The sequence below is a fragment of the Enterocloster citroniae genome, assembly GCF_040545455.1.
GTDB classification, from domain to species: Bacteria; Bacillota; Clostridia; order Lachnospirales; family Lachnospiraceae; genus Enterocloster; species Enterocloster citroniae.
Map to the genome: position 1 here is coordinate 126,931 of NZ_JBEPLZ010000010.1, position 25,940 is coordinate 152,870.

The window sequence follows — 25,940 nt, forward strand, 5'->3', positions numbered from 1 at the left end:
AAGCTGAAAACGCTGTGAAGAATCTGCGTACCAAATAAACTGATTTTTTTCCTACTCCGAAGTCACATACGTCACCATATCAGCCGCATTGCTGCGGACCGATGGCCCTGTCACTCCATCCATTGTTTCATCTGCCGAGCGGTCCTCACTCCCCACCAGTAATACTGCGGCTGCGCTTTGATCCTCCGGTATTCCCAGCAGGGATCTGTATTCCGCCTTTTTATCGCCGTTTAAGACAATGGTTGGGGATGAGAGGATCTTTCCCCCATACCCCAGCAGTTTTGCCTCCGCAAGCATATTCTGGCAGGCAAGGCCAGCATCAAATTCAGAACCCTCCTGACAGGATATGATGATGGCTAAAGGTGCATCCGCAATTCCTGCTTTTTTAACCGTTGATTCACCCCTATCTGCCTGTGCCGGGCGGTTTGCAGACATTTCATCCGATATCTGCTGCAGAATCTCCCTGTTTGTTACAGCCGTAAAATGCCATGGCTGTTGGTTCATTGCACTGGGGGCATTTATTCCTGCCTGAAGGATATTCTCCATATCCGCCTCAGGAACACGCTCCTGTGTAAAATACTGCGTTGTTCTGGCATCAATCAGCAGTGTCGCAGCATTTTTACCACTGCCGTTATCTGCATGTTTGCTGCATGCGGAAGATAGAGATGACAATATAAGAACCATTAAAATAGAACCGCACACACCTTTTTTCATAATTACTTTTTTCATAATTGCTCCTTTCCTTCATCTGCTTTGCAGCTTGGTATAAGCCCGCTTAAGCTTTCCTGCTTCCTTTTGGATATAAGTATCTTTTCCCTCTCAGGCAGCACCTCTGAGCTTTTTCAATTATACAGGATAAAGGTAAAGTTTAAATAAACAAATGTCTTGTCCACTGAGAGTATCATTCCGCCATATAACTCCAGTCAGTAAACCGGCCCTGAAAGCTGCCATGGACATAGATCCCCAGCATGGCGCCGGTAAAACGCTTTCCATTTTTCAGTCCTTCACTGCTTAAGTAACCGGTATCCTCCATCTTGGCAGTCCGGATCCATATTCCGTTGTTCTGATAGAAAAAACTGCGTTTCAGGTTCTCCCCCTCCACTTTTACAGTGATTTCTCCATTCTGCTCTGTATCTCCCGGAAAAACAGGTTCAAACCGGACGGACCGGTACTCACTCCCCACATATTCCTGGCACAGGATTCCCAATCGGCCGTCCCGGCACGAGAGACCGTATTTAATGTAGCTGTTCTCATCATAATAACATGTCAGCCCCAGGCTTTCCCCATCCTTAATTAGGGGGATCTGAAAACTGCATACAGCGCAAAACCGGAAAGCATCCTGTCTACGCACCAAAACACTGCGGCAGAGAAGGCTGTTTAAATCTGCTTTCGTTCCGGTGAGCAGAAGGCTGCAGCCTTCCTGACTGATCTTATCATAAGACAGCGGCCGCGGTGTCATCCAGTTCTGGGATCTCCAAAATGGATATCCTCCCAGAGGACAAGACAAAGACAGCTTCCGAAAAATGCCGTCCCCACCCACAGAACCGGCTTTCCTGTTTAAAGGCCGTCTCTGCTGATCAGACGGCCCCCGGCCTCCGTTGATCACAGGCCATCCATCCTGCGTCCAGTTCAGGGCATCCATAGCTGTCTCCCGTCCCAGTATTCCGTATTCGCCGCCCATTTTTCTCAAGCACAGATAGACAATGTACCACCTTCCGTCCGGCAGTTGAAATGGTTTTCCATGACCGCAGCACTGGATCAGAGCCCCCTCATCCCATTGGTGCAGAATAGGGTTATGGGGGCTTGGCTCATAAGGTCCATACATATCTTTTGAACGGGCCACCGTGATACAGTGACCCATGCCGGTTCCCCCCTCTGCCAGAAACAGGTAGTAATAACCGTCCCTCTTAATCAGGTGCGGCCCCTCGGGCTTGCGCTTATAATCCCCATACCACAGCAGCCTTCCTGCCTTTACGATCCTCCCGCAGTCCCGGCTCAGCTCCAGGATCCTGGCCCCACGGTTTAAAAGCATATATTTCCGCCCGTCCTCATCATGAAAAATGGATGGGTCAATGCCATCATCATCTAAAAATACAGGTTCATCATAAGGTCCCTGTGGATGACTGGAGGATGTGACCATTTGTATCCTTTTTTTTGGCATGTCATCATTGCACCGAAGGGTGGCTGTAATGTAGAACCTTTCCTCACACCAGGAAATGTCCGCCGCCCAGTATCCCATACCGCCCTTTAGCTCCTCCAGACGGGCATAGGCCGGATTGGTGACGGCATATCCTATGATCTCCCAGCGGATCAGATCCCTGGAATGGGAAACAGGAATACACGGGAAAAACATAAAGGATGAATTGACCATATAATAGTCCTCCCCCACCCGGACAATAGACGGATCCGGAAAAAGGCCTCGGCGAACCGGGTTGTGATACGTATCCTCCCAGAAATATCCATACCGTTCCGTAAAGTAAGCGAGCACTTCCCTTTTATCCTGATCATGGGCAATATCCCAGGCAGTTACGCCTTCCTGATCAGCCTTGAGCGGATCCAGCCCTATGCGCTCCACCAGGTACCGCACCGTTTCCACATCACCGGATTGTACGCCATAATGGAGAGCGCTGCAGTGGTTTTCATCAAAGCGGCCCATATCCGGCGAACTGTACTCAATAAGCTGCACAAGCCGGTCCTTATCTCCCGCCCGGGCTGCCTCATATACCTCCCGGGTCTGCAGTTCCTCCTGTGTCATTTTTTTCTTTTCCATATGCCGTTACCAAGAGCATTCTGCTCTAAAAGATCTTTCCTTCCCTGTAATTTTTCCACACCACTTCAAATGCCTCCCTGTCCTGGATTTCCTCCAGTCGCCGCACCGGACGCCAGAAACAGCTGCAAGTACCGCTGTTGTGGTCATAAGACAGTTCCTGTACCACATTTTTATGGTCCATCCCCTCAGAACCATCCAGTGAAAAAGCGGCCAGTTCCGGAATATTGACCTGGTCGCTCCTTCCGCCAGTCCCCCGGCGCATCTTCTCAGGTTTCTCCAGATAAACAGCCGATCCCCGGCTTTTGCAGCCGTGAGCCGTGTAATCCAGCATTGCCGCCAGATAAGCGCTTTGGCATAGCCGCATGTCATAATAGCGGTAGTATGCGGATAAGGAGGAAATCGAAGGGGAAACTGCATTTGCGGCTGTTTCGGCCTCGTTTCCGGCTTCTGTTCCGCTGTCCGTTCTCCTTTCCAGGCGCAGGGCCGCCAGTTCCTCATGGATTTCCTTCTCCATCTCCTGCATTCCCTCCGGATCCCGGATCATTGCCCCATAGCGGCTCATATCCATCGCAGCTTTTTTCCATTTTTTCCCAAACTCTAATTCTCCTGCCAGGCGTTCTCCCATGGCAATGCGCCCCGCTGCCTGGGACAGCATTTCCCGGTGCTCCTCCTCAGTCCATTCCCTTTTGCTGTCTTTGTGGGCTGCAATATACTGGGCTGCTCTGGTGGAACCCACCTGGCCGGAATTTAAAGCGCTTCCGCCCGGCCGGTAAATGCCGTGCGTAGCCGCCGCCTCCCCGGCACAAAAAAAGCCTTCCACATTCGTCTGCCACCAGGCATCCACCGCCAAGCCTCCGTTATTGTGCTGGGCACAGACTGCTATCTCCAGCATCTCCCTTTCCAGGTCCACGCCATGTTCCTTATAAAATGCGGCCGCAGGAGAATTCAAACATTGCAGACGTTCATAGGGAGTCTGCCCGCAAGCTCCAGATCTGCCCAGATAATCTCTCGTTTCCTGAGACAATGCCTCAAAGGCAATCTCACTCCCGCCGGGGTTGGTCCTGTAGTCCAGCCACACCCTGCGTCCCCGCACGCAGGTCTCCCGGTAAACCAGCAGGTCGATCATGGAGGAACCGTCCGTCACCTTTCTGGCGTCAAAGGGCCACTGATACCCTTTTAAAAACACCTTGTCCAAAGCGGCTTCCCGGGTATTATAAAACTCCATAAGAAATTCCCGATCATCTCCACCCCTTTTATCTGTAGACACCATTCGCGGCAAAGCCTGCATATAGCTTCCGCTCACATTCCAACGGGGACTTAAAGACGCCAGACCATACTGCCACTCCGTCAGGTTCTTGCCCCGCACTCCTGACTCAAAGGCGATACCGCTGGCCCCCGTCTGGCTGGCCGGGTATACGCTGTCAGCATAGATTCCCGCCGGGCCTCCTGTGGCGTAAACCACATTGGTGCAGCGGATCAGCACATATTTGGATAATGCCGCGTCATCCTGCCCGGGAACAGGACTGCCTTCTCCTGTTTTCAGACACAGAAGTCCGTAAACCTTATGATCCTTTGTAAGTATCCGGATCACCTGATGTTTATCATAGACAGGAATTTCTTTATTCCGCACCGCCCGTTCCAATGCCTCGGTCATATAACGGGAGGTATAGGGACCAACACTGGTCCCCCGGTCATTGGGGTCATGGTCCGTCTTGTACCCCACAAACTGGCCGTGACTGTCATGGGGAAAAGGGACTCCCAATTCCACCAGCTTAAAAAAGCCCTGACAGGACAGGGATGCCTCGCACAGCGCATGCTCTCCATCCACACATCCGCCCTCATACAGCACCTGGGCCAGTCGGCTGATACTGTCAGGGGGATCCCCTGCCAATGACAGCTTATAGTAAGTCTGTTTGTCCGATCCTGTATTCCTGGATGTACCGAAATCCATATTTTCCGTTACCAGTGCCAGATCATGTACCCCGTACTGCCATAACCGGTCCGCTGTGTTAAGCCCGGCCGCACCAGACCCCACCACTACGGTATGTAGATCCATCACCTGAAGATCATCTTTTTTCATCTCTGCCCTCCCACAGACCTTACAGCCGCTTTATATGAAATCCGCCGTCAATGTCAATATGGTTTCCGGTTGTATACAAAAACTTGTCGGAACAGAATACGCTGACCGCATCCGCCACATCCTGGGGCATGCCCCACCGCCTGATCGGAAAGCTTCCGTTTTCAATGAGACTGTCGTATTTTTCCTGTACCCTGCTGGTCATATCTGTCTTAATAACACCTGGACGGACCTCGTGAACCAAAATCCCTTCTCCCGCCAACCGGTCGGCAAACAGAGTTGTGATCATGGACACCGCGCTTTTGGAAATGCAGTATTCCCCTCGATTTGTGGAGGAAACCTCTGCAGAACACGATCCTACATTAACAATCGTTCCCCTCTTTTTTCCAATCACTTCCTGCTTTAACATCTGTTTTACAACAAGCTGTGTTAAGAACATTGTCCCCTTTGTGTTGATGTTCATGACCTGGTCATAACTCTCCTCTGTCATTTCCAGAAGATCTGCCCGCACAGGAGGCGCCACCCCTGCATTGTTTACCAGCACGTCAATGCGGCCGTAATGAGCCACGGTCTCATCGACCAGATTTCTCCTGTCCCCGGTCTTTTCCAGAGAGCCCTGGACATACCAATAGTCAATACCAGCCTCCTGAAGCATCCTCAAATGCTCCATGCAGTCTTCCTTTGGTTTTGTGGCAAAGACTACCACATGATACCCATCCAGGCCCAGCTGGCGGGCGATAGCCAGACCGATCCCTCTGCTGGCCCCTGTCACGATTGCTGTTTGTCTCATACGCTTTACCATCTTCCTTGAAAGTTCTGCTTTCTATTCTGTCATGCCACGGGTTATATTGTGTTTTTCAAACACAGATGCCAGAAGCTTTTCCTTCTCCACATGCAAAGCTCCGGTGGGACACACCTGGAAACAATAGCCGCAGCCAATGCATTGGTCTGTCTTGGCAGCCACTTTTCCTCTCATTTCAATGCCTTCCTGCCAGCAAACATCCACGCAGCGCCCGCAGCCAATGCATTGATCCGTTACCTGGGCATACTGATAAGCGTCCGCCAGTTTATTCTGCCGCTCCAAAGTGAATTTCTGATCCATCTGGAATAATTTCAATGCGTCACCGCACAGGCTGTCCATATCCTTGTAACCATTTTTGTCCATCCAGCGATCCAACTCGGAAATCACCTTCTTACATGCCTGTGTGCCGCCGGAACAGGCCAGCGCACCAAACTGCACAGCCTGGCTGCCCGCCATGATCATCCTGGCCGCCTGGTCGAAACTAAACACGCCTCCGCCTCCGTACAACGGAAGCTTCACACCGTTTGTTCTTGCTTCTGCAATCGCATAGCACACCAGAGGAGTGGCCTGGGTACCGCCGTAGCCTGCCCCTGGTCTGGCCTGGGTAGTCCTCCAATCCAGATCCATACAGAATCCTTTCCATCTGGCGGTTGGACCTGCTGCTGCAGCCCCTGCCGCTTCCGCGATCCGCATAGAAGTCAGCACATCACAGGATTCCATTGCCAGCTTTGCCATGATGGGCATATCCGGCACCGTTTTCTTCATCAGCTCAATGCTGTGGCGCAGCAGTTGGTGGTATGCAAGGGTACGGTCCTTTGCCACAGCCACGCCCGGCGTGTTAAAATGCAGCTCGATGGCGTCAGCTCCTGCCAGCTTCAGCTCCCTTGCCTGACGGGCCCATTCCCTCTCCCAGTCTCCTCCCTTCACAATATCGCTGTAATGGCCCACGGACACCCACAGCTTAATATCGCTGTCCAGACTTTTCTTTGCCTTTTGTACCTCCGCACAGTACTGCTCCAGGGTACTTACCGTATCCTGGATCTGACGGCCAACGGCATGGCTGTGGATGCTCATCTGCCCGCTGTACATGGCCTTGCTGTCCGGCCCAATATAGCTGCCGCCGCCTGCACCGTGTCCAAAATTGCGCATTACAATGGCTCCCGGGCGCATAGCCGCGCTCTTTAACACATTTTTTGCTCCCTGGGTGGCAGGACTGGACGCCACCACAAAGGGGTTTATCATATCAAATGCTTTTATATACAAATCTGCCATAATTATTTACTCTCCCATCTATTCTCCGATGTTTTCCCGAATCGTTTCCGGTTCCTGCCTACCTTCCAAGCCACCTGCACAGTACAGCTGCATCCTCTAAAAACTGCTGCTCCGTATTGCCCATGACAAACTCCAAAAGGCCGAATCTTTCTTCCACAGGATCCACATGTTCCAGATATTGCATCCATTCCCGTTCCCCCTCTGCCAGAGGACGGCGGACGCCATCCAGCCAGTAGTAGATGTGCAGGTTTAAAAGACGTTTGTTCTGCCGCAGAAGATCCAGGCCCTCTGTCCTCTGTTCCATGCTTAAAGCCACTGTAGGCTGCCACAGGCAGTACAGGTTATCCTGTGATGCCTCGCAAAGCAGTTTCATAGCTGACTCATTAGTATCTGTCAGCGTGTTTTTATGCCATTCAAAGGCGGCCTTGATCCCATATTCCGCGGCGATCTTTCCTGCCCTGGATGCTTCCCTGGTCAAAGTCCTTCGCTTTTCTTCCGTCATCCGGTCAGATGCTTCTTCTCCGGCCCAAATACGGATTAGGGGCGAGTGAAGAGCTTTAGCGGAATCCAGGGATGCCCGCAAAGCCTTATCCGGCTCCTCATTCCGCCCCAAACGGTAGTAAGAGCCGTAGGCAGCCACGCGCAATCCCGCATTTACCGTTCTCTCATAGAGATCGGCGGCTCCCTCTTTGTCCCCGGGCTGCACATGAGCATTCTCTGACCACTCCACTGCCTTTAGCTTTGCCTCCCTGCAGATTCCCAGAATATCTTCTGCAGGTTTATTTCTAAATGTGGCCGATACCATTCCCGGTATGATCATTTATCCAACCTCCTGTTGTTCCCGATCTATGCTCAGAACCTTCCTATACTCTAGCTTTTTCCGATTTTCCTACATTTCCAGTATTTTCTGCCATACACCCTCATCAACTGGGATGCCTTTTCCCATATTTTCCTTTCGAGTGCGCATCATATTTTCTCCCGGATAGTGAACCGGATGTCCCTCTGCCACCGGAGCGGATGTTTTCATATCCTGAAGTGTTGCATGGATATTTGCTAAAAGTGTCTCTTTATCTCCAAACGAATCCAGACTTATGGCTATAAACACCTGGGACAGCGCTGTCTCCCCTGGAAGCTCTCCCACCATCCGTGAGGTGCATCCTCCTGCCAGGGTTGCCGCAATCAGGTCCAGGGCCAGGGATAAGCCGGAGCCCTTCCAGTATCCAATGGGAATACACTGGTGTGTTTCCAAAATCTCCGCCGCATTCTTGGTTATCTGCTGTTCCCGGTTATATCCTCCATCCACAGGAAGCTCCTTTCCCATACGGGCGTAACTCTCCAGCTTTCCGTAGGAGAACATGGACATGGCCACATCCACCAGGACCGGCGTGTCGCCATGGGGGATGGCAAGCACCACAGGGTTGTTTCCCAGACGGGCATCCCGCCCGCCCCAGGGCGGCATATTGGGAACCGTGTTGGTCCAGAGAATACCGATGCAGTTTTCCTCCGCCGCCATCAGTCCATAGTTGCCGGGACGCATCCAGTGGTTGGTGTTTGACAAGGCCACACAACCTATGGCATTTTCCTTTGCCAGCCGGATGGCCCTCTCCATACAGGTATAGGCATTTAAGTTTCCAGGCCCCCGCCGCCCGTCATAACGCTCAAAAAATCCAAAGGACTCCTTCTGAACCGGCTCTGCCTGAATGTCCACACATCCATTGTCAATGCTTGCCATAAATTTGGGGAAACGGTTCAGACCATGGGTATAGACTCCATCACGGCTGGCATCCGCATACAGCCTGGCGGACAACTCCGCCTTCTTTTTTGTGAATCCGCGTTTTAAGAGAACACGGACAAATTCCCGGTACATGGTTTCGTAGCTGACTCTCATTCTCGTTTTCCTCCTTATCCCTTTACCGCTCCGATCATAACGCCCTTAACAAAATACCTCTGCACAAACGGATAAATTGCAAGGATGGGCACGGTGGCTACCACAATGGTGGCGAACTGGATCGTCTCACTGATCAGATAATCATCCGCCCCAGCGGTCATGGCCGATGTATCATTCTGCAGCAGGATCTCCCGCAGCACCAGCTGCAGCGGATAACCCGCCTTGTCGCGGATGAACAGCATGGCGTTGAACCAGGAGTTCCAGTGCTCTACGGCATAATACAAACAGATCACTGCGATGGTAGGTTTCACCAAAGGCACCATGATCTTCCAAAGGATCGTCCAGTGGTTAGCGCCGTCCAGCTTTGCCGACTCCTCCAGGCTCTCCGGCACGGATGCCATGGCCGTCCTCATAATGATCAGATTATATGTATTCACCGCAGTGGGGATGATCAGGGACCAGATGGAACCGTTTAAGCCCACTCCTTTTACAACCAGGTAAAAGGGTATCATACCGCCGCTGAAATACATACTGAACACGATCGCCAGCATCAGAACGCCGTTCCACATCACGTTCTTGCGTGAAAGGCAGTAGGCCGCAACCAGTGTGCTGATAAGATTGATGGTGGTTCCCACCACTACGATAAAGATGGTATTCATATATCCGGTAAGGATATTCTTATTCTTTGCCACTGCCTTATAAGCGTCCAGGCAGAAATCCAGCGGATGCCACAGCAGACCCTCGTGGCGCACATAGGCCGAGGGATCGCTGAAGGAAGCGCTGAGTACATGAAGCAGAGGAATTAAAATAAGCAGCATCATCGTACACATCAGCAAAACATTAAATATATCAAACACCCTGCTTCCCAGGCTGCTTTTCATTTTATGCTCTATAGCCACTACTTTGTTTGTTTTCATGAAAACCCCCTCCTTTACCACAGACCGCTTCCGCTGGCCTTTTTGCTGAGCTTATTGGTAATCGTCACCAGCGCAAAACTGACCACACAGTTAAACAGACCTACCGCAGCGCTGTAGCTGTACTGGGCATCGATCAGGCCCTTCCGGTAAACATATGTGTTGATAACATCCGCCACATCATAGATTCCGGGGTTATAGAGCAGCATAATCTTCTCATACCCCACATTAAAGATCTTACCCATCTTTAATATGAGCATAATGATGATGGTTGGCATCAGGCATGGGATCGTAATGTAAAGCACCTGCTTAAACCGGCCGGCCCCGTCCACCTTGGCCGCGTCATAGAGTTCCTGGTCAATTCCTGTCAGCGCTGACAGATAGATAATGGAATTCCATCCAAGTGTCTGCCACAGGTCTGAGAGGATGTAAATCGGAAGAAAATATTTACTCTGGTTCAACAATGTTTCCTTTGGCAGTCCGAACAGAGTGTGAAGGATCGATGTAATGCCGCCCGTACTGCTGGTTAGTTTCACAATGATGCCACAGATAACCACTGTGGAGATAAAGTGGGGAATGTATGTAATGGTCTGGGCCCATTTGGAAAACCGCTTATTTCTCAACTCATTTAAAAGCAGGGCCAGAATAATGGGCGCCGGAAATGTAAGCAGGGAGCATATGCTGATCCGGATAGTGTTGGTTAAAAGACGGATAAAATAATAGTTGGTAAAGAAGTTCTTAAAGTGTTTTAACCCTACCCAGCTGCTTTCAAAAAAGCCTTTAGCCGGCTTATAATCCATAAATGCAATACTCAAGCCCAGCATAGGACCAAATTTGAAGATGAGATAATACACAATGATCGGCAGCATCATCAGATACAACATCCAGTTATGTTGGAAGTCCCGTACAACCCTGTCTCTGAATGTCAGCCTTCTGCCATTGATCATAACCCCATGGGACCGCTCTTTTCTTTTTTTCATATACAACCACCTTTTCCTGTTTTAATCGTATGCTCCCCCGCGCCCGGTTCCCTGCCCAGCCTTACCGGGACTCCTGTTTTTGCTGACCGGTACACTGCTTCCAAAAGCCCTACACTTACAATGGCTTCTTCTCCCCCAACGGGAAAGCTCTGTCCTTCCTGAATACAGCGGTAAAAGTCACTGATCAGGAACCCGTGGCCGCTGCCCCAATGGTCCTTACCCAGAACCGTTCCGGAAGAATAGTCCTTTGTTGCAACGGTTCCGTCCTGGTCTGTCACCACCACGTTTCCTGTCATCTTGACACTGCCGTGTTCACAGATGATCTCCAATTCTACCGGTACATTTTTTACATAACAGTTTGTGGCGTAAAATATCAAACGCTCTCCTGCCTCCCCGGTCATAAGGATATCCACCGTGTCCTCCACCTCGATCACACCCTTTAGCCGTTTGGCGGAGATTGAAGCATCCACTGTTGTTACCCGGCACCCGGTCAGCCACTGGAGCAGATCGAAGGTGTGGATCGCCTGATTGATCAGTACGCCGCCGCCTTCCGTGGCCCACCGCCCTCTCCAGGGAGATTCACTGTAATACTCCGGCTTCCGGTCCCAGGTCACCTGTCCCCTGGCGCCCAGCACCCTGCCCAGAGTCCCCTGATCCATCAATTGCTTCATATAGACAGACGCCTGGTTGTAGCGGTTCTGGAAGCAGATACCCAGATGCTTTCCCCACCGTTCTCTTGCCTCCAGCATCTGCTTTGCATCCTCTTTTGTCAGTGCCATGGGCTTTTCACAGAGCACATGTTTCCCTGCTTTTAAAGCGTCAATGGCCATCCTGGCGTGCAGATAGTGAGGAGTACATATGTGAACAACATCAATATCCGGATCTTTCAGCAGTTCCTTATAATCCGAGTACACCTGATGGATTCCATGGATCTCTGCCGCTGCCCGTGCCTTATCCGGGTCAATATCGCAGACCGCCGTGCAACAGACATGTTCCACATTTTTCAGGGCCTTAAAATGATTTTTAGATATTAAACCGCAGCCGATAACGGCCGCATGAAGCGTTTTCATCAAACAGATTCCTCTTTTCCTTTATTCTCTTGCAGTTCCTTATACTGAGTGGGCGTTATACCTTCGTATTGCTTAAAGATCCTCAGGAAGGTCCGCTGGCTGCCAAAGCCGCACTGCTGGGCGATATCCTCCAGTTTCACGTCCTTGGAAAGCAGTTCCTTCACATGGGACAGGCGCACGCGGTGGATATATAAAGACAGCTTATCTCCTTCCATCTCTTTAAACAGTTTCGACAGATAAGTAGCCTGGACACCAAAATACTCCGCCATGGAATTGACGCTTAAGCCCGGATCGGTGTAGTACTCTTCCACATAGGCCTTTGCGTTCCAATACAGCTTTCCCTTTTGGTTTTCTTTTTCCCGTTTATTGAATTCCGATACCTCCTGACAGGCTGTTTCCACCAGCCGTTCCAGTTCCCTCTTCATTTTCTCCAGGTCGCCCTGCTGGCAGGCTTCCATCACCGCCCTTTGAGATACCGGGAGAGCTGTATCCCACGATACCTTTCCCACCACTCTGAGAATGCTGACCGCTATATTGCTCACTAAAAACTGCATGGCCTCCGGAGCCAGACAGTTCACCTGGTTATCCTCCAGCAGTTTCAGAATCTCCTGCCATGCGTTCTCTATATCTCCATCGGATACACTCTGGGCCAGACGGTTCTGCGCATCCATGGGATATTTTAACAGGGTATCCATTGGCAGAAGATTGATCTCTCCAAAGCTGATCACTTCCCGCCCGCCTTCCGATTTCTGATACTCAAAGACTCTTCGTACCTCCCGGTAGGACTGATAGATACTTCCAATGCCCTGATGGGGATCACTGACAGCTGCCCGGTAAGGAAGCTTAAAATACTGGCTGATAAATGCGGTGGACATCTCCAGCGCCTGCCGGACCGCGGCTTTCAGGTCCTGCCCGTCCTCCTCTGTCCAACAGAAAAATATCTGTTCCCGGCGCCCCTCTCTGAAACACACATGGGAACAGCCATACTTTTCCAGGTTTTCCGCTGTCACATTCTGGAGTATAAACCAGGACATTTCCCTGGTATCCACCGGATCCGCTGTGGTCGTATCCAACGCAAGTTCCACATTTTCCTCCAACCGGTAGGTTAAGATCATTCCAAAAAAAACACCGTCTCCGTCCTTACATATTCCCATCCGCTTCAAAATACCTTCATCCATGGACGCATACGCATCCCTTTCCGTCAAGAGTCTGTGAAACAGCTCTCTGCTGATGGCGTTCTGCTGCTGTTTGGCAACACTGCTGATCTCCCGGTTCTGATCTACCAGCTTGTGTATGGACCTGTTGATATAATCGTAAGCATCCACGCTCATCTGCTGTTCGCTTTCCCCTTCCGACCGTTTCAGCGTATCCACTATATTCCGGATCGGCCGGTACTGCCTCAGCGCAGCATAACCTATGGCTCCTCCACTGATAAGCAGATACAGAAGGCTAAGCACCAGCACCAGCATAGAAAGTTCGTTGATCTTTCCCACCAGCTCCTGCTCCTGGGTGACCACCGCATAATCCCAGTTCTCATATTGGGAAGAAATGCAGGAAATGACCGATGAATCATACGACTGCCCCTGAATCCACCCCCCCCCCCCGATTAATTTCTCCGGCTCCCGGCTTAATAACTCATCCTTCATCTCCTCAGACACGGGGGAGCTCGACACAAGACGCTTATTAGTCCGATCGATCAGGCAGATGAGTTCACGCTCCTGGGAAAGCCGGTTGGAAGCCTTTGGGATCTTACTGAGATCCATAACCATAATAGCATTAGCCGGAGGCGTCTGGCGGTTACTGCTGTCCAGAGGTTTAACAAGCACCGCCAGTTCTCCCCCGTCCTTTGTCTGCAGCGAAAAGACCTGGGATGTCCTATAGTTCTGTCCGATCACCGCCTGCCAATCCTCAAAGGAAAATCCGTAAGAGCCAAGAGCAATATCATAAAAATCGCGGTTATGATTATAGTACTGCCCGGATACCAGAAGATCGATATCCGGAAAATACAAATAACAATCACTTGTCACTCCGTCTAACAGCGTCTCACCGGCCAGCTCCTTTACCAGCCTGTACAGTTCATAGCGTGAGACATAATCCCAGGAAGTTTGCTTCCGCAGGCTGGAGACAGTTTTATTCAATGCAGCCTTGCTGCTAAATGACCGCAGGGACCGGACATTCCGGTCCATCTGCAGCCGTGTCATCTCCAGCTGCACCGCGTTGGTATATTCCAGTTCCGCCCGAAGGGCCTGGGAATACTGGATGGAACAAAAGGAAATGATCAGGATCGCCATGGTAGCGATCACCACATAGGACAGACTCCATTTGGTAAACATCGTATAAAGTACTTTTCTCTTTTTTTCCATTCCAGTCTCCAGTCTTTTCTGATCTTTATCCCGCTGGGAATCTGCCCGGTATTTATTTAAAGGATCACCGGTTCCTTGCAGCGTTCCTGCAGCTTTTTAAGGAACAGGTCTGCATCCACCGGCAGATCCACCCATTGTCCTTCCAGCCAGGAAGACAGATGGATCGCATTGGAAATCTGCAGTCCCTTCACGCCCTCTTCTCCCGGAGCAATGGGTTTGGTTCCCTTTATGACAGCATCGCAAAAATTATTGATGATACCGGGATGGGAGGTGTAAGTGCCCTTAACAGGAATCTCACATTCCCAGACCTCAGGCTTTCCCAGTCCTTTTTTATAAGAAGCGTTAAACTCCGGCTCCGGCATCCGCAGGCGGTAGAATTTCAATTTACCATCCTCCACCACAAGTTTACCACGTTCCCCGTCAATCTCCAGTCTGTTTGTACCCGGCGCATCACCTACCGTGGTAATGTAACACCCGGTAGCACCGTTTTCATACTCCGCCAGCGCTGTTACATCATCCTCAACGTCTATATTCCTGTGCTTTCCGTAGTAAACATTGGCCTTGACCCGCTTTGGCATTCCGCACATCCACTGCCACAGATCCAGATTATGGGGATTCTGATTCAGCAGCACACCGCCGCCTTCCCCGTCCCAGGTAGCCCGCCAGCCGCCCTGGTCATAGTAACTCTGTGAACGGTACCAGTCAGTAATGATCCAGATCACCCGCTTCATCTGTCCCAGCTCACCGCTATCCAGCAGTTCTTTCACTTTCTGGTACAGGGGATTGGTTCTCTGGTTAAAATCCATACAGTACACCAGCTCCGGATGTTTTGCCGCCACGGCATCCATCCGTTCCACCTGCTTGGTGTACACGCCCGCAGGCTTTTCCACCAGAACATGAAGCCCTGCCTCCATGGCCTCAATGGCTATGGAGGGATGGTAATAGTGGGGTGCCGCGATCAATACCCCATCGCAGCAGCCGGAATGGATCAAACTTCCTGCATTGTCAAAGGTCTTTAATCCTTCTCCGAAGTTGTCTCTGGCAGTCTTCAGGCGGTCCGGGTTCACATCTGCCACCGCTGTGAGCTCTGCTGCCGGTGTTTTTCCTGCCATCATACTGCGTCCATGCTGGCTTCCGATATTGCCATATCCTATTATTCCCAACCTTACCCTACTCATAAGTTTTTCCCTCCAGTTCTCTCAGCAGCTTGATAGCCTTCTCAGCGTCCTTCTCCATATTGTCCGTCTTCCCCTCAATGCTGATTCGTCCGTTGTAACCAATTTTTTTCAGCGTCTTAAAGTACGCTGCATATGCCTCTCCCTCCTCGGAAACAGGATACCGTCTTCCATTTCCCGAGGCAATGTGGACATGACAAAAATGCCTGATATATTCCATACTCTCAATACTGTCATGGTTGGCCATTACATGAAAGTAATCTGATAAAAGCTGAATGTTGTCCATCCCCACATCGGCCTCCAGCATAGCGCCCTCGCTCATCAGGTTGATCATATTGGTTTCCCTCCGGCTCAAAGGCTCTATTGCCACAGTGACACCATATTCCCCCGCCACCTCTCCGGTGATCCGGTATATTCCGACCAGCTTTTGGTAGGCCTCCCTGAGGGATAGCTGCTTCGGACAGCGGCGGCACTTCCCGCTTCCAAATACTGCGATTCCGGCGCCAAAACCGCGGATAAGGGCCATTGCCCTGTGAAGATACTCCCGCAGCGCCTTCTCATCCGTATTTCCCTCAATCAGCTCCATGGTCTTGGGAAACAGGATGTTAAATACTTCGCACTTTACCTTAGATGCCTCCAGTATCCGGCGCGCTTCCTCCTGCTGGTTCGGGCTTAAATCCATTGTCTTGGTTGCTGACATTTCAATATAATCATATCCCAGGCGCTCCATCAGCTCCAAATTTTCCGGCATGGTGCAAATCCCAAATCTCATCTCTCTATCCCGCCTTCCTCCACACTCACCTTATCTTTTCCTAATATAACTGCATTTCCGCTTTCCAGCTTTAGTGATATGGTGTCAAGTCCCACCTGTGTTTCCACGCTGATCCCCTGGGGCCTGATCACTGTGAGGAAACGCACAGGAGCAGGACCCTTGATTTTCACTGCCAGCTGCGGAATGGGTTTTCTCCAGGCATACCCATAGGAGATCCAGCCGCCTAAAGGCTCCTCACTGCCTTCTAAAATCTCATATTCCGCCGGAGCCGTGGACTTGCTTTCCAGTCTGTAAAGGCGTTCCTTCTGGGATTCATAAAGAAATTCTCCATGTCCCCGGTTTGTAAGATGACCGAACGCAAAGTTAAAATACAGCCGTATGTCATGCTCCCCAAGTCCCAGTCCGGTTACCTGGTCATCTATTACAAATACATCCTGTTCCAGGCGAAGTACTCTTCTGCGGTGGTAGATCGGATCATCGGTGTACACATAACCATTGTGAGAAATGTCAATCATCTGATAGTTGTCGTTTTCCTCAAATGCATGACAATATGTACGGACGCCCCGCACCCGGCTTACACCAGGTACGGTGCCCATCTCATGGCCGTCCACATACAAGGTATTGTGGGCCTTCGCAGACAGGAAGTAATGCCGCAGTTCCTTCCAACAGGAGCTGTTATAGATATAGCGCCCGCTGTCGGTGAGAATATCCTCCCCCTTGATATGTAACTCCACATGTCCTGTGTCATTATGGGAATGGGTACTCTTCTCACCTCTCTCCAGCTGTATGCCATGTACATGGAAGTAGCTATCTTCCGCCTTCCATCCGGTCCGCATTACATAGATGCCCGCATCCGCATATTTAAAGTTTCTCTGCGCCGGTGCTTTCCCCTCTTTCCGCCCTGTTGCCAGCCACAGGAAGTCCTCCTCACCTGTGATCTCATACATGGTGTTAAAATATGCCCGCATCTCATTCATGTCTTTAGGGTCAAAGGTCAGGTTCATGCCCTCATAAAGAGAGGTGTCACACCGTCTGTCCAGCAGGTCATTACGGTCCGCATCGCCAATCATAGGAGTGGAAAAATCCGGTTTTACCAGACTCAGAAGAAATCTGGCAGATTTTTCCAATGTAGGGATAGCATAAGGAGCAATAGGAATGTTGTTTCGCCCGCACAACTGCATACACTGCAGATATACACCTGCCGCCACCATATGATAGATGGGGGTGCGTTCCATATGGATACCGTCATTGTCAAAGGAATACTTCACCTCATGCATCACCCTGCGGTATCCGGTGGACTTCCACTGAGATCTGATCTCCGGGAACATAATGCCGCACTGCAGCAAAGCGCCCGATTCCATGGTCAGCCAGTTGCTGGAACGATTATGGTTGCTGTAGTGATCCATGAGAAAATCCCCGTGATCACATAACTGGATCAGAAACCATGCCCACTCCTCGCTTCCCCATATTTCAGAACGCCGGAATGCCTCCATGCAGGGAAGCCAGGATGTGTATACCCGCATCGCAGTCTCAATGGTTCGCCAGGCGTGTCCGGGGTATTGAAACCTTGTCTCAAATGTTTCATCCTCCATAAAGGGTTTGGCCGGCCAATGAATGCCAAAATCCTTCATCTGATGGAGAAATTCCCTGGTATACTTCTCATCGCCGGTCAGCGCATATGCCCTGGCCAGAGGCTGCCAATAAATATGGCGGAAAAGGGACCAACTCCATTCATTGTCTCTGGATGTGTCCGTGGTTGGGTTAAAATTCCACTCTATTTCTCCAGGAAACTGATGGCCGTAAATCTTGTGGTCCATAACCTCCTGGGCTTCCGCCAGGATCTCATCATCCTGAAAGGTTTTCATCTCTTCTGCATCAAACAGGTATGCAGGCGAAGTGCGGGTTCTGAAATGCTCCGCCACGGCCTTCATAGCCCCCTCTAAGTTTCCCTCTCCATACAGTCTTCCCGCCTCTTCCATACCCGGAACCGTGTAATCCAGACGATCTAACAATTCTTTCATTCGTTCCATGCAAATCTCCTTCCTGCCCATTCCCTTTTCCCTATCCTGTCCGGGAAATTTCTGGTTCTTTTTTGCTTACTTTCGCTCCACTGCAAAGGTGTCATTTTCTTCCATCTATCTTTCCGCAATGAATGGTCCCTCAAATCCTCCTTATCTTAACAGTTCAAAAAAGCTTTGTAAATTGACAGTATTTTTTCCAAGTGTCAATTTCTGCCTCCGCTATAAAACCGCAAAATACACGAATTTGGGGCTCCTATGAAACAAAAAACCGCACCCGGAAAAGCAGATTTATGCTTTTTCCGGATGCGGTGCTTATCCCATCAGTTAGTTAGCCATGTAAGCGTCATATGCGGTCTGCATCATGGCGATCGCGTCCTCAATGCCAAAGTCTTTCAGCTGCTGTTGATATTTATCCCATTCATCCATGGACACGGTGCCTGCGATAAACTGTGCCTCCATTTCCTCTGCCAGCGTCTTTACATTATTCATAATGTCCGCATACTGTTCACTGTCCTCCTCCGCCACACTGATGGGCGGAAAGAAATGTTCACCCATGTCGGTCTTCATGGACAATTCTAGTGCCTCTTTCTGGTTATCCAACTCGTAATACTGTTCAATGTAAGCCTCATCCTGTACACATACGCCGGAGGAGGATGCCCTGGTATACGCCGCCAGTGCATTTGTAACAGATAAGCCCTCCGGGTTATTCATGATCAGATCCGTATAGACCGGCTTGCCGTCCTTCATCTCATAGGTTTCGCCCTCAATGCCAAAGTTACAGCACAGATTCCCTTCTTCACTGTACATCCAGTCTAACAGCCACGCCGCTGCTGCCGCGTTCTCGCACTGAGTGGAGATCGCTGCCGATACACCGGACTTGTCATAAATATTATTCATCTTGGAGAACTTGGCATTCTGCCCCTTGGTGGAGGTAACAGGAACCGCTAAACGGATATCCTCCTCTGTGATCTCCGGGTCCGCATCATGCATGATCTGAGTGTACTGTCCAAGTCCCTGTCCAAAAGGCGCATAAACAGACGCTGTCTTTCCTGTGGTAAAATAAGTCTGGTTGGAGGACTTATCCGCGACCAGCCAATCGCGGTCAATTAACCCTTCTCCATACCAATCACGCATCTTTGCAACAAATGCTTTACGGCTGTCCTCTATCAATCCATTCTTCACAACGCCGTCTTCTATATAGAAGTCACCCCAGTTATCGAATCCAGGTGACCATACATCCTTCATCCACTCTTTGCGGGTAGCAAATGGAACCTCAAATCCGTAGCCCTTGTACGCCCGCAGAACGGTATCCCATTCATCAATGGTCTCCGGCATTTCCAACCCAAGTTCATCCAGAACATCCTTGCGCAGCACCATGCCGGCGCTAAACTGCGTGGGGTTGGGAGATTCCAGACCTCTCAGAAATGGGAAACAGTAATAGTCTCCATTGGCAGACCTTACCATCTTATCCACATCCGGATGCTCCTGCATCAGCTTTGTAAAATTAGGCGCATTTTCTGCCATCACATCCGTCAGGTTGAGGATCACACCATCGTTGATTGCCGCCTGAGGGCCGCCCGAATAAATGGTCCAGGTATATTCAATGATATCAGGGTACTCGCCGCTGGCTACCAGGATGGAAAATTCCTCAATCTCGGAGCCAACAGTGGGATGGATAAACTCCAGTTCAATTCCGGTTTTTTCCTGTACATATTTTGCCCAGGGCGTATCGCCCAGATTTGGATATGTTGCGGACACATTGGCGTTCAACTTCGTCCACCAGGTCAGCTTGACCCCCTCGTACGGCTTATCCGGATCTGCGGCCTCCCCGCCCGTGGTCTCCGATGTTTTAGAACTTTCCGGATCTGGTGCGGTCCCATCGGCGGATTTGGAGCCGCAGCCCGCCAGTGTACCGGCTGCCAAAATGGCAGACATGGCCAGTGCCGCCGCCTTTTTTGCTGTTTTCCTCATAATCTTACCTCTTCCTTCTTCTTTAATACCAGCGCGTTCCAACCTCTGTCGGCATCTGCTGATTTTCATAACATGCAGTAAATATATTCTTTAGATTACGGATCTGACAGAATTTGTCACCGTTCTCCTCAACATGTTCTAATTCTTCTTCCCGGATCTGCCGAACCGGAAGCTTAGCAAGCTTTAATACGGTTTCCAGGTGCGGGATCGCACACTGTACCGTGCAGATGGGCTGTCCTCCCCTTTTTGCGCACTCCAGGGAATCATACAGCTTCTGAAGCCGTTCTCCTTTTGGCACATTCCCGTAAGAACGGCGGCTGCCATCTTTCATCACGGCTACATATTCCTCAACAGTTCCTTCCCCAAAATCCGTTCCATAATAAACCGTTCCCTGCTCAAATCGATATTCGCTCACCGGTCCCAGCCGGTTCTCAGCCATGTCATGGGTGGTATAATAGTAAATGGGAACTCCGCCCTTTGTCTTTATACAGACCGCAGCGGTATCATAATTCTCAACACAGGCATTGGCGCGGTAAAGTTCTGCCTTTACATGGTCTATCTCCGCTGCTGTCCCCATCCTTTCTCCCAGCAAAAAGGTCATCACCTGAAACTGATGGGCGCAGGCGTTATTAAAAGGGCTGTCGTTCACTTCCCTGCCATTGGCCAAAATGCATCCCGCCCAATCATTCCTATGGTAATAGGATTCTCCCCGCCTCAATGCGTGCATAGCCTTCATCACCACCGGCCTTCCAAATTTACCGTCTAAAATATCCTGTTTCAGCGCCAGTACATCCCGTCTGTAATCCAGCTGATAGCCGACAGCCACAAAATGGCCTGTCCGCTCCTGCAGTGCGCTTAATTTCCTGGCGTCCTCCAGATCAGTGCATACCGGTTTTTCCAGCAGCACATTGGAACCGTGTTCCAGACAATACTTTGTCTGCTCATAGTGAAGATGCATAGGCGTGGCGATGACCGCCAGATCCGCCTCATGTTCCTCATAGAAATCCTTCAGGCTGTGATACAGAGGAATCGGCTGTTCCTTGATGACAGGAAACCTCTCCTGGATTCCAGGCATAACCTCACAAACTCCCTCAATCTGAACCCCGGTGACATTTTTTTCCGTCAGTTCTTTCATATAGTTGGCCCCATAACCGCCAATCGCTACCAATAAGACTTTTACATTTTCCATGATCGCCATCCCATATATGTTATCTGTTTTTACCAGTTTTTTATCACCAGGCATGTACTTAACCTAACATTTTGCAGCGCTTTTGTAAATTGACAGTATTTTTTTCCAGTGTCAATTTCTGCCGGCCCTTATTTTTCCTTGGTTTCTTCCAAATATTCTCTGTAGTATTTTAAATAGAGCGCCGTATCCCGAACCACACATCCGGTTGGCTTTCCGGCGCGTATCAGGTCCCCGCATTTCCCACAGGCAACACAAGTCTTCTTTGGGTCCATCCTTCCTGTCTCCATGATCTGCTTTGGAAACTCCGGATTGGCAAAGGACATACGTCCAAACAGCATCTGATCGCAGAGCCCTTCCTCTATGGCACCTGCGGCAAACAGATCAGAGTATTGGCGCAGATAGGATGGGCCCGAAGCTGAGATCACCATGTTCGGAACAGCCTTTTTCACCGCCCCTATACCGTTGATAAGCCGGGCTGTTCCAAAAAGAGGATGTTCATCCGGCACATATTTTCCGAAGTCATAGGGACGGGTCACATGGGTACTGACATAGGGATTCCCCATGGTCAGATTGATCATAGGCAGTCCGTAATTCTCGTAAAGACTGCGGACCAGCCGGATCGGTTCCTCCATGTCCGGCACCTCCCCATTTCCCTCTTTTACACCAAAACCATAGGGATAAGCAAAACCATCAAAGATCCCAATACGCGCCGTTACCAGGAACCTGTCATTCTCATAGTTCTTTGCCGCCGCAATACCGTTGCGCAAAAGTCTGGTCCGGTTTTCAAAGCTTCCTCCATACCGACCTGTGCGGTTGTAAGCGGAAGTCAATTCCGCCAACAGGTATCCATGACAGGATTTGATATCCACTGCATCAAAGCCCGCTTCCCTGGCAAGCATGGCTGCCTCACCGAACTTCTCTTCCAGGGATTTAAGGTAATCATCCGATACAATGCAGCTGTCATCTGCGGGACGCAGCTTCTCATATTCCGGATGCCGGTAAGCGATCAGCGGAGCCGGGCGGCCCTGAGGGTTGGAATAGCGGCCGCTGTGGTTTGCCTGCATCACCAGGTAAGGCGCAAAGCCATTTTCCTTTTGCCCCGCTTCCTTGATCTCCTCCGTAAACCGCTTATAATGATCCAGATTATCCCGGGTCAGCATCAGTTGATGGGCACTGGAACGTCCCTCAGGCACAATGGAGATGGCCTCAAACCAAATAAGACCGCTTCCTCCCACTGACTCCCGCACATAGCGGCGGGTTGTGAGCTTTGATGGAGATCCGTCCGGCAGGGCATCCGCTCCCTCCATAGGAGCAACGCCCATTCGATTGGGAACCGTCACCATCCCAAAGGACAAGCTTTTTCTCAGTATTGATGTATCCGCGGCAAAGGGCAGATGAACCCCCAGCTGCTCCGCCTTTTCTTTTAATTGATCCAGATCCCTATAAGTAAATTTCTCGTGTTTCATTGTCATTTCCTCCTAAATCTCTTATAATAGTTTTATCCTACCTGAAAGGGGAGAAACCATGCTCTACACCCATATTCCCGATATCAGCTGCTTTTATTCGGATTCGGCAGGAGATGCCCTGGCTGAACCAACTGCCCATTTTGAATACGAAATGCTCCTCATCACCGGCGGAAAAGCGAGTGCTGCCATCAACCACATATCCTACTGCCTGGAAGCAGGTGACCTGATATTCATCAGCCGCCTGGAACGGCATAATTATCTTGTGGAAGATGAACCCTACTGCCGGTATGTAGTCTCTCTCTCCGGCAGCCTGATCCTCTCTTACATCAAGGATACCGAACTGGCTTCCATTTTTATCCAGAGGCCAAAGGGATTCACGCATGTAGTGCATCTGTCTGAAAATGCTTATCATGTTATGCTTCCCCTTTTTCACCAGATGGCCGAAGAATATGCCGCCCAGGAGGCCTTTTACAGTGCCAAAAGCGCTGCACTGTTTCTCTCGGTCCTCATTGAACTCTACCGCACCAATCCGGAATATTTTCCCATGCGCGCCCACACTGAACTGTCAGATGCTGTTCTAAACGCACAGCGCCGGATCAATGACCATTTTATGGAAAAGCTGACACTCCAGGAAATCGCCAATGCCAATTTTGTCACCCGCCATTCCCTAACCCTGGCGTTCAAAGATATTGTGGGAATCAACTTCAAGGAATATCTCATCCTTTTTCGGATCACGGAAGCAAAAAAGCTTTTGATCACCACGGATCTGTCCGTTTCTCAGATAGCCGAGGCCGTGGGCTATGGGAATGTGAATAATTTCCTGCGTATATTCAAAAAACGTGAGCAGACAACGCCCCTGCAGTACCGCAAGCATTATACATCCTCTGCTCCGTTGAAATCCTAACACAAAAAAAGGGGGCCGTGAAGGGCCCCCAGGGAATAAAAATATACCTTTTGTTACTTATGCATTTTTCGATACCCCAAAACTTCACCGGGCTCTGCCCGCCTACCTCCTGGATCCGCCTTCCATCCAACCCCAAAACTCATCCACTGCCTGCATAACGGTCCTGCAGGGCCGTCCCTGTTCCTTGATCCCGTTATCTTTAATGCAGACCACATGGAACATATAGTTGTTAATGGGAACATAATCCATTTCAATCATCAGGTTGGCGTCCAGATCCTGGAGCAGCACCATTGTGGTCTGCGCGCTGCTGATATAGCTTTGTACGCCGGATAAGTATCTCAGACAATCGTTTTCCTTTTTAAAAGCATCTGCCAGTTGTCTTAATTTTTCTTTCCTGTCCTCTGATGTACATTTGGTATAATGCCACATAGCCCCTCCATTTTCCAATGTTTCCATTTTCCTTTCGTCAGCCGGCTTCTACCTTTATTATAACAGTCATCATCAGATTATTCCAATCTTTTTCCCTTCATAATACAGTTCTTTTGTTTCCGGGTCCTTTGTAAATTTTGCCATAAATTCATTCCATACATACTCACACTCGCTGGGCCAGGTGGCATGGGCCTTTGTATCGGTCTCCGTCAAATGCAGCATGGGCACATGGTCCTCTGTCTCAAATATATAATGGGTCACCAGCCCTTCCTTAAAGCTGCAGTTTTTCCCGCCGTCCATGTAGCTGTAATCCGCCCATTTCTTTGTGAGCCCGTATCGGTTACACCAGTGGTCCACCAGTTTCTCCGCCTGTGTAAATCCGCCCTTAAACGCGGAATCGCAGCAGCCCAGATTGGCTATGATGGGTATCAGGGAGCCCTGCACGGCCGGCCGCTCCTTTTCTCCCCGCTCCACTGCCTCTATGTCGGTGTGCCTTGCGGAAAATGGAGCCACTGCCGCAAAATAATCAGGGCGGTAGGCAGCGCAGGCCCAGCTCATCATCCCGCCTGAGGACTGGCCGCTTCCGTAGACACGGCTTTTGTCAACCGGATAATGGCCGGTCAGCCACTGGTACAAAAAGTCCAGGAACCTCATATCCTCCGGCCGCTCCGGCTGGGGATATCCGGTATTCCACATGGCCCGGAAAATGTTATTGGTCTTAAGTCCGCTGATGGAGCGCACCTCATTCGGCTCAGACGCGGTGGGCATGATGATCATAAACCCATACTGATCCGCCACATAACTCCACCCAATGCGGTCAGCGATCTCATCCCCGCTGCCTCCTGCCCCATGGAACACAAACAGGGCGGGCAGTTCCCTGTCTGTTGGCGCGGACTCGGGGACATATACATACCACTCCCTGCGGTACGTATCGCGGCGGTCCGCATAGTATCCGCCCCACACATCGGCCGAAAACTTTTTAAATCCCCGTTGGTAGATATTGCCCGCCTGTCTCAGGGCGCCGTTGTTAGTACCCGGGTAGCGGTAGATCCCGTCAAAAAGCTCTGTCAGGATCGCTTCGCTGTACTCCCGGCCCACCCACGCCTTCCATGGCCCGAAATCAGCCACCACCTTTGCGCACCAATGCTCATCCACAGTGCCGCCCTTTTGCGGATGCCAGATCATCCTGCTCCCATCCTCCACAGGAGATTCCATACTGTGGTTTGAATGCCTGTAATAGCCGATCATCCTCCGGGCAGCTTCATCCTTTCCGGCAAAGCCAAGCCATACCGGCCACTGCACTTCACTGAGCGAAATGCCTTCCACCCGGGATGGCGATGCCTGCAGGGTCCTTACCTCTTCTTCCGTCATTCCCTTTGTCCCCAGCAGGGCTAAGGCCGCATACGCCCTTGGCATCATTCTGCTCTGGGCGCCCACCGCATCAGCGCAATCCCCATAAGCCACGGCATAGAAATTGGCCTGGAAGGAGCAGAACATGGGCCGGACCGCAAGGTCATTATTCAGGGCGTTCAGATAATCCAGATCCTCTTTGTCATTATTCCATCCCTTCTCATCTTTTGCTTCCATGAGCACAAGATAAAGCCCGTATTGATCCGATAATTCCTTCCAGCCGCTGTCCACCATAAACTCCCATGGGTTAGATCCGCCCGGCACACCGATAAACACAGTGGGTTGATTGTACACAGATCCTTCCGGTATGTAAAATTTTGAGGAACGGGTCACGCCCTCTCCCACCCCACAGTCAAACTGGTAATATCCGTGCAGGAACTGTCTGTAATAATGCTGCTTGTCAATGGTAACCAGGGACGCGTCAGGCAGTGCCTGGGCCACCGGTTCCTGTAAATATGATCTCATAC

20 protein-coding genes are annotated in these 25,940 nt (G+C 50.6%); 1 reads left to right on the forward strand and 19 read right to left on the reverse strand.

Features of this window, described 5'->3' with window-relative positions; all coding sequences use genetic code 11:
- Nucleotides 1–51 precede the first annotated feature (51 nt).
- The 17 genes from ABID13_RS15320 to ABID13_RS15400 all read right to left on the reverse strand — a co-directional run bounded on the left by ABID13_RS15320 (nucleotide 52) and on the right by ABID13_RS15400 (nucleotide 22,730).
- Nucleotides 52–729 (reverse strand): nitroreductase family protein, encoded by a 678-nt coding sequence (locus ABID13_RS15320; protein WP_053095368.1) that lies wholly within the window; start codon nucleotides 727–729, stop codon nucleotides 52–54.
- Between the two features lie 172 nt (nucleotides 730–901).
- Nucleotides 902–2,770, reverse strand: coding sequence for a family 43 glycosylhydrolase (locus ABID13_RS15325; RefSeq protein WP_053095366.1), 1,869 nt, complete (start codon nucleotides 2,768–2,770; stop codon nucleotides 902–904).
- 25 nt (nucleotides 2,771–2,795) lie between these two features.
- A complete protein-coding gene (locus ABID13_RS15330; RefSeq protein ID WP_048930847.1) occupies nucleotides 2,796–4,850 on the reverse strand; it encodes an FAD-binding protein in 2,055 nt (684 codons plus the stop codon).
- A gap of 19 nt (nucleotides 4,851–4,869) precedes the next feature.
- Complete coding sequence (locus tag ABID13_RS15335) at nucleotides 4,870–5,637, reverse strand: 3-ketoacyl-ACP reductase (protein WP_048930846.1); 768 nt, start codon at nucleotides 5,635–5,637, stop codon at nucleotides 4,870–4,872.
- A gap of 33 nt (nucleotides 5,638–5,670) precedes the next feature.
- Complete coding sequence (locus ABID13_RS15340) at nucleotides 5,671–6,921, reverse strand: 4Fe-4S binding protein (protein ID WP_048930845.1); 1,251 nt, start codon at nucleotides 6,919–6,921, stop codon at nucleotides 5,671–5,673.
- A gap of 58 nt (nucleotides 6,922–6,979) precedes the next feature.
- Nucleotides 6,980–7,741, reverse strand: coding sequence for a sugar phosphate isomerase/epimerase family protein (locus tag ABID13_RS15345; RefSeq protein ID WP_048930844.1), 762 nt, complete (start codon nucleotides 7,739–7,741; stop codon nucleotides 6,980–6,982).
- A 69-nt stretch (nucleotides 7,742–7,810) separates the two neighbouring features.
- On the reverse strand, nucleotides 7,811–8,809 hold the full coding sequence (gene yiaK, locus ABID13_RS15350) for a 3-dehydro-L-gulonate 2-dehydrogenase (RefSeq protein WP_048930843.1): 999 nt from the start codon (nucleotides 8,807–8,809) through the stop codon (nucleotides 7,811–7,813).
- Between the two features lie 14 nt (nucleotides 8,810–8,823).
- Nucleotides 8,824–9,726 carry a carbohydrate ABC transporter permease gene (locus ABID13_RS15355; protein WP_048930842.1) on the reverse strand — a complete coding sequence of 301 codons (903 nt, stop codon included), beginning with the start codon at nucleotides 9,724–9,726 and terminating at the stop codon, nucleotides 8,824–8,826.
- A 14-nt stretch (nucleotides 9,727–9,740) separates the two neighbouring features.
- Complete coding sequence (locus ABID13_RS15360) at nucleotides 9,741–10,703, reverse strand: ABC transporter permease (RefSeq protein ID WP_048930841.1); 963 nt, start codon at nucleotides 10,701–10,703, stop codon at nucleotides 9,741–9,743.
- Nucleotides 10,700–11,773, reverse strand: a complete 1,074-nt coding sequence (locus tag ABID13_RS15365; RefSeq protein ID WP_048930840.1) for a Gfo/Idh/MocA family protein — start codon at nucleotides 11,771–11,773, stop codon at nucleotides 10,700–10,702. The genes ABID13_RS15360 and ABID13_RS15365 overlap by 4 nt, the downstream gene beginning before the upstream one ends.
- Nucleotides 11,773–14,136, reverse strand: coding sequence for a helix-turn-helix transcriptional regulator (locus ABID13_RS15370; RefSeq protein ID WP_354021044.1), 2,364 nt, complete (start codon nucleotides 14,134–14,136; stop codon nucleotides 11,773–11,775). The genes ABID13_RS15365 and ABID13_RS15370 overlap by 1 nt, the downstream gene beginning before the upstream one ends.
- Nucleotides 14,137–14,192: 56 nt before the next feature.
- A complete protein-coding gene (locus ABID13_RS15375; RefSeq protein WP_048930838.1) occupies nucleotides 14,193–15,314 on the reverse strand; it encodes a Gfo/Idh/MocA family protein in 1,122 nt (373 codons plus the stop codon).
- On the reverse strand, nucleotides 15,307–16,083 hold the full coding sequence (locus ABID13_RS15380) for a sugar phosphate isomerase/epimerase family protein (RefSeq protein WP_048930837.1): 777 nt from the start codon (nucleotides 16,081–16,083) through the stop codon (nucleotides 15,307–15,309). Before ABID13_RS15380 ends, ABID13_RS15375 begins: the two co-directional genes overlap by 8 nt.
- Nucleotides 16,080–18,113, reverse strand: a complete 2,034-nt coding sequence (locus ABID13_RS15385; RefSeq protein ID WP_048930836.1) for an alginate lyase family protein — start codon at nucleotides 18,111–18,113, stop codon at nucleotides 16,080–16,082. The genes ABID13_RS15380 and ABID13_RS15385 overlap by 4 nt, the downstream gene beginning before the upstream one ends.
- Nucleotides 18,114–18,428: 315 nt before the next feature.
- On the reverse strand, nucleotides 18,429–20,075 hold the full coding sequence (locus ABID13_RS15390; protein ID WP_048930835.1) for an extracellular solute-binding protein: 1,647 nt from the start codon (nucleotides 20,073–20,075) through the stop codon (nucleotides 18,429–18,431).
- Nucleotides 20,076–20,097: 22 nt separating this feature from the next.
- On the reverse strand, nucleotides 20,098–21,264 hold the full coding sequence (locus tag ABID13_RS15395; RefSeq protein ID WP_197092209.1) for a Gfo/Idh/MocA family protein: 1,167 nt from the start codon (nucleotides 21,262–21,264) through the stop codon (nucleotides 20,098–20,100).
- Between the two features lie 128 nt (nucleotides 21,265–21,392).
- Nucleotides 21,393–22,730, reverse strand: a complete 1,338-nt coding sequence (locus ABID13_RS15400) for an oxidoreductase (protein ID WP_048930833.1) — start codon at nucleotides 22,728–22,730, stop codon at nucleotides 21,393–21,395.
- Between the two features lie 58 nt (nucleotides 22,731–22,788).
- On the opposite strand from ABID13_RS15400, the gene ABID13_RS15405 reads away from it, so the two are divergent.
- Nucleotides 22,789–23,634, forward strand: coding sequence for an AraC family transcriptional regulator (locus tag ABID13_RS15405; protein WP_048930832.1), 846 nt, complete (start codon nucleotides 22,789–22,791; stop codon nucleotides 23,632–23,634).
- A 102-nt stretch (nucleotides 23,635–23,736) separates the two neighbouring features.
- Here ABID13_RS15405 and ABID13_RS15410 read toward each other — a convergent pair whose 3' ends face one another.
- Both ABID13_RS15410 and ABID13_RS15415 read right to left on the reverse strand, forming a co-directional pair.
- Entirely contained in the window at nucleotides 23,737–24,063 is a 327-nt protein-coding gene (locus ABID13_RS15410; protein ID WP_007859947.1) for a hypothetical protein, read from the reverse strand.
- Between the two features lie 72 nt (nucleotides 24,064–24,135).
- The gene (locus tag ABID13_RS15415; RefSeq protein ID WP_048930831.1) at nucleotides 24,136–25,938 is read right to left on the reverse strand and encodes a CE1 family esterase; all 1,803 of its coding nucleotides are present in this window, start codon (nucleotides 25,936–25,938) and stop codon (nucleotides 24,136–24,138) included.
- Between the last annotated feature and the right edge of the window lie 2 nt (nucleotides 25,939–25,940).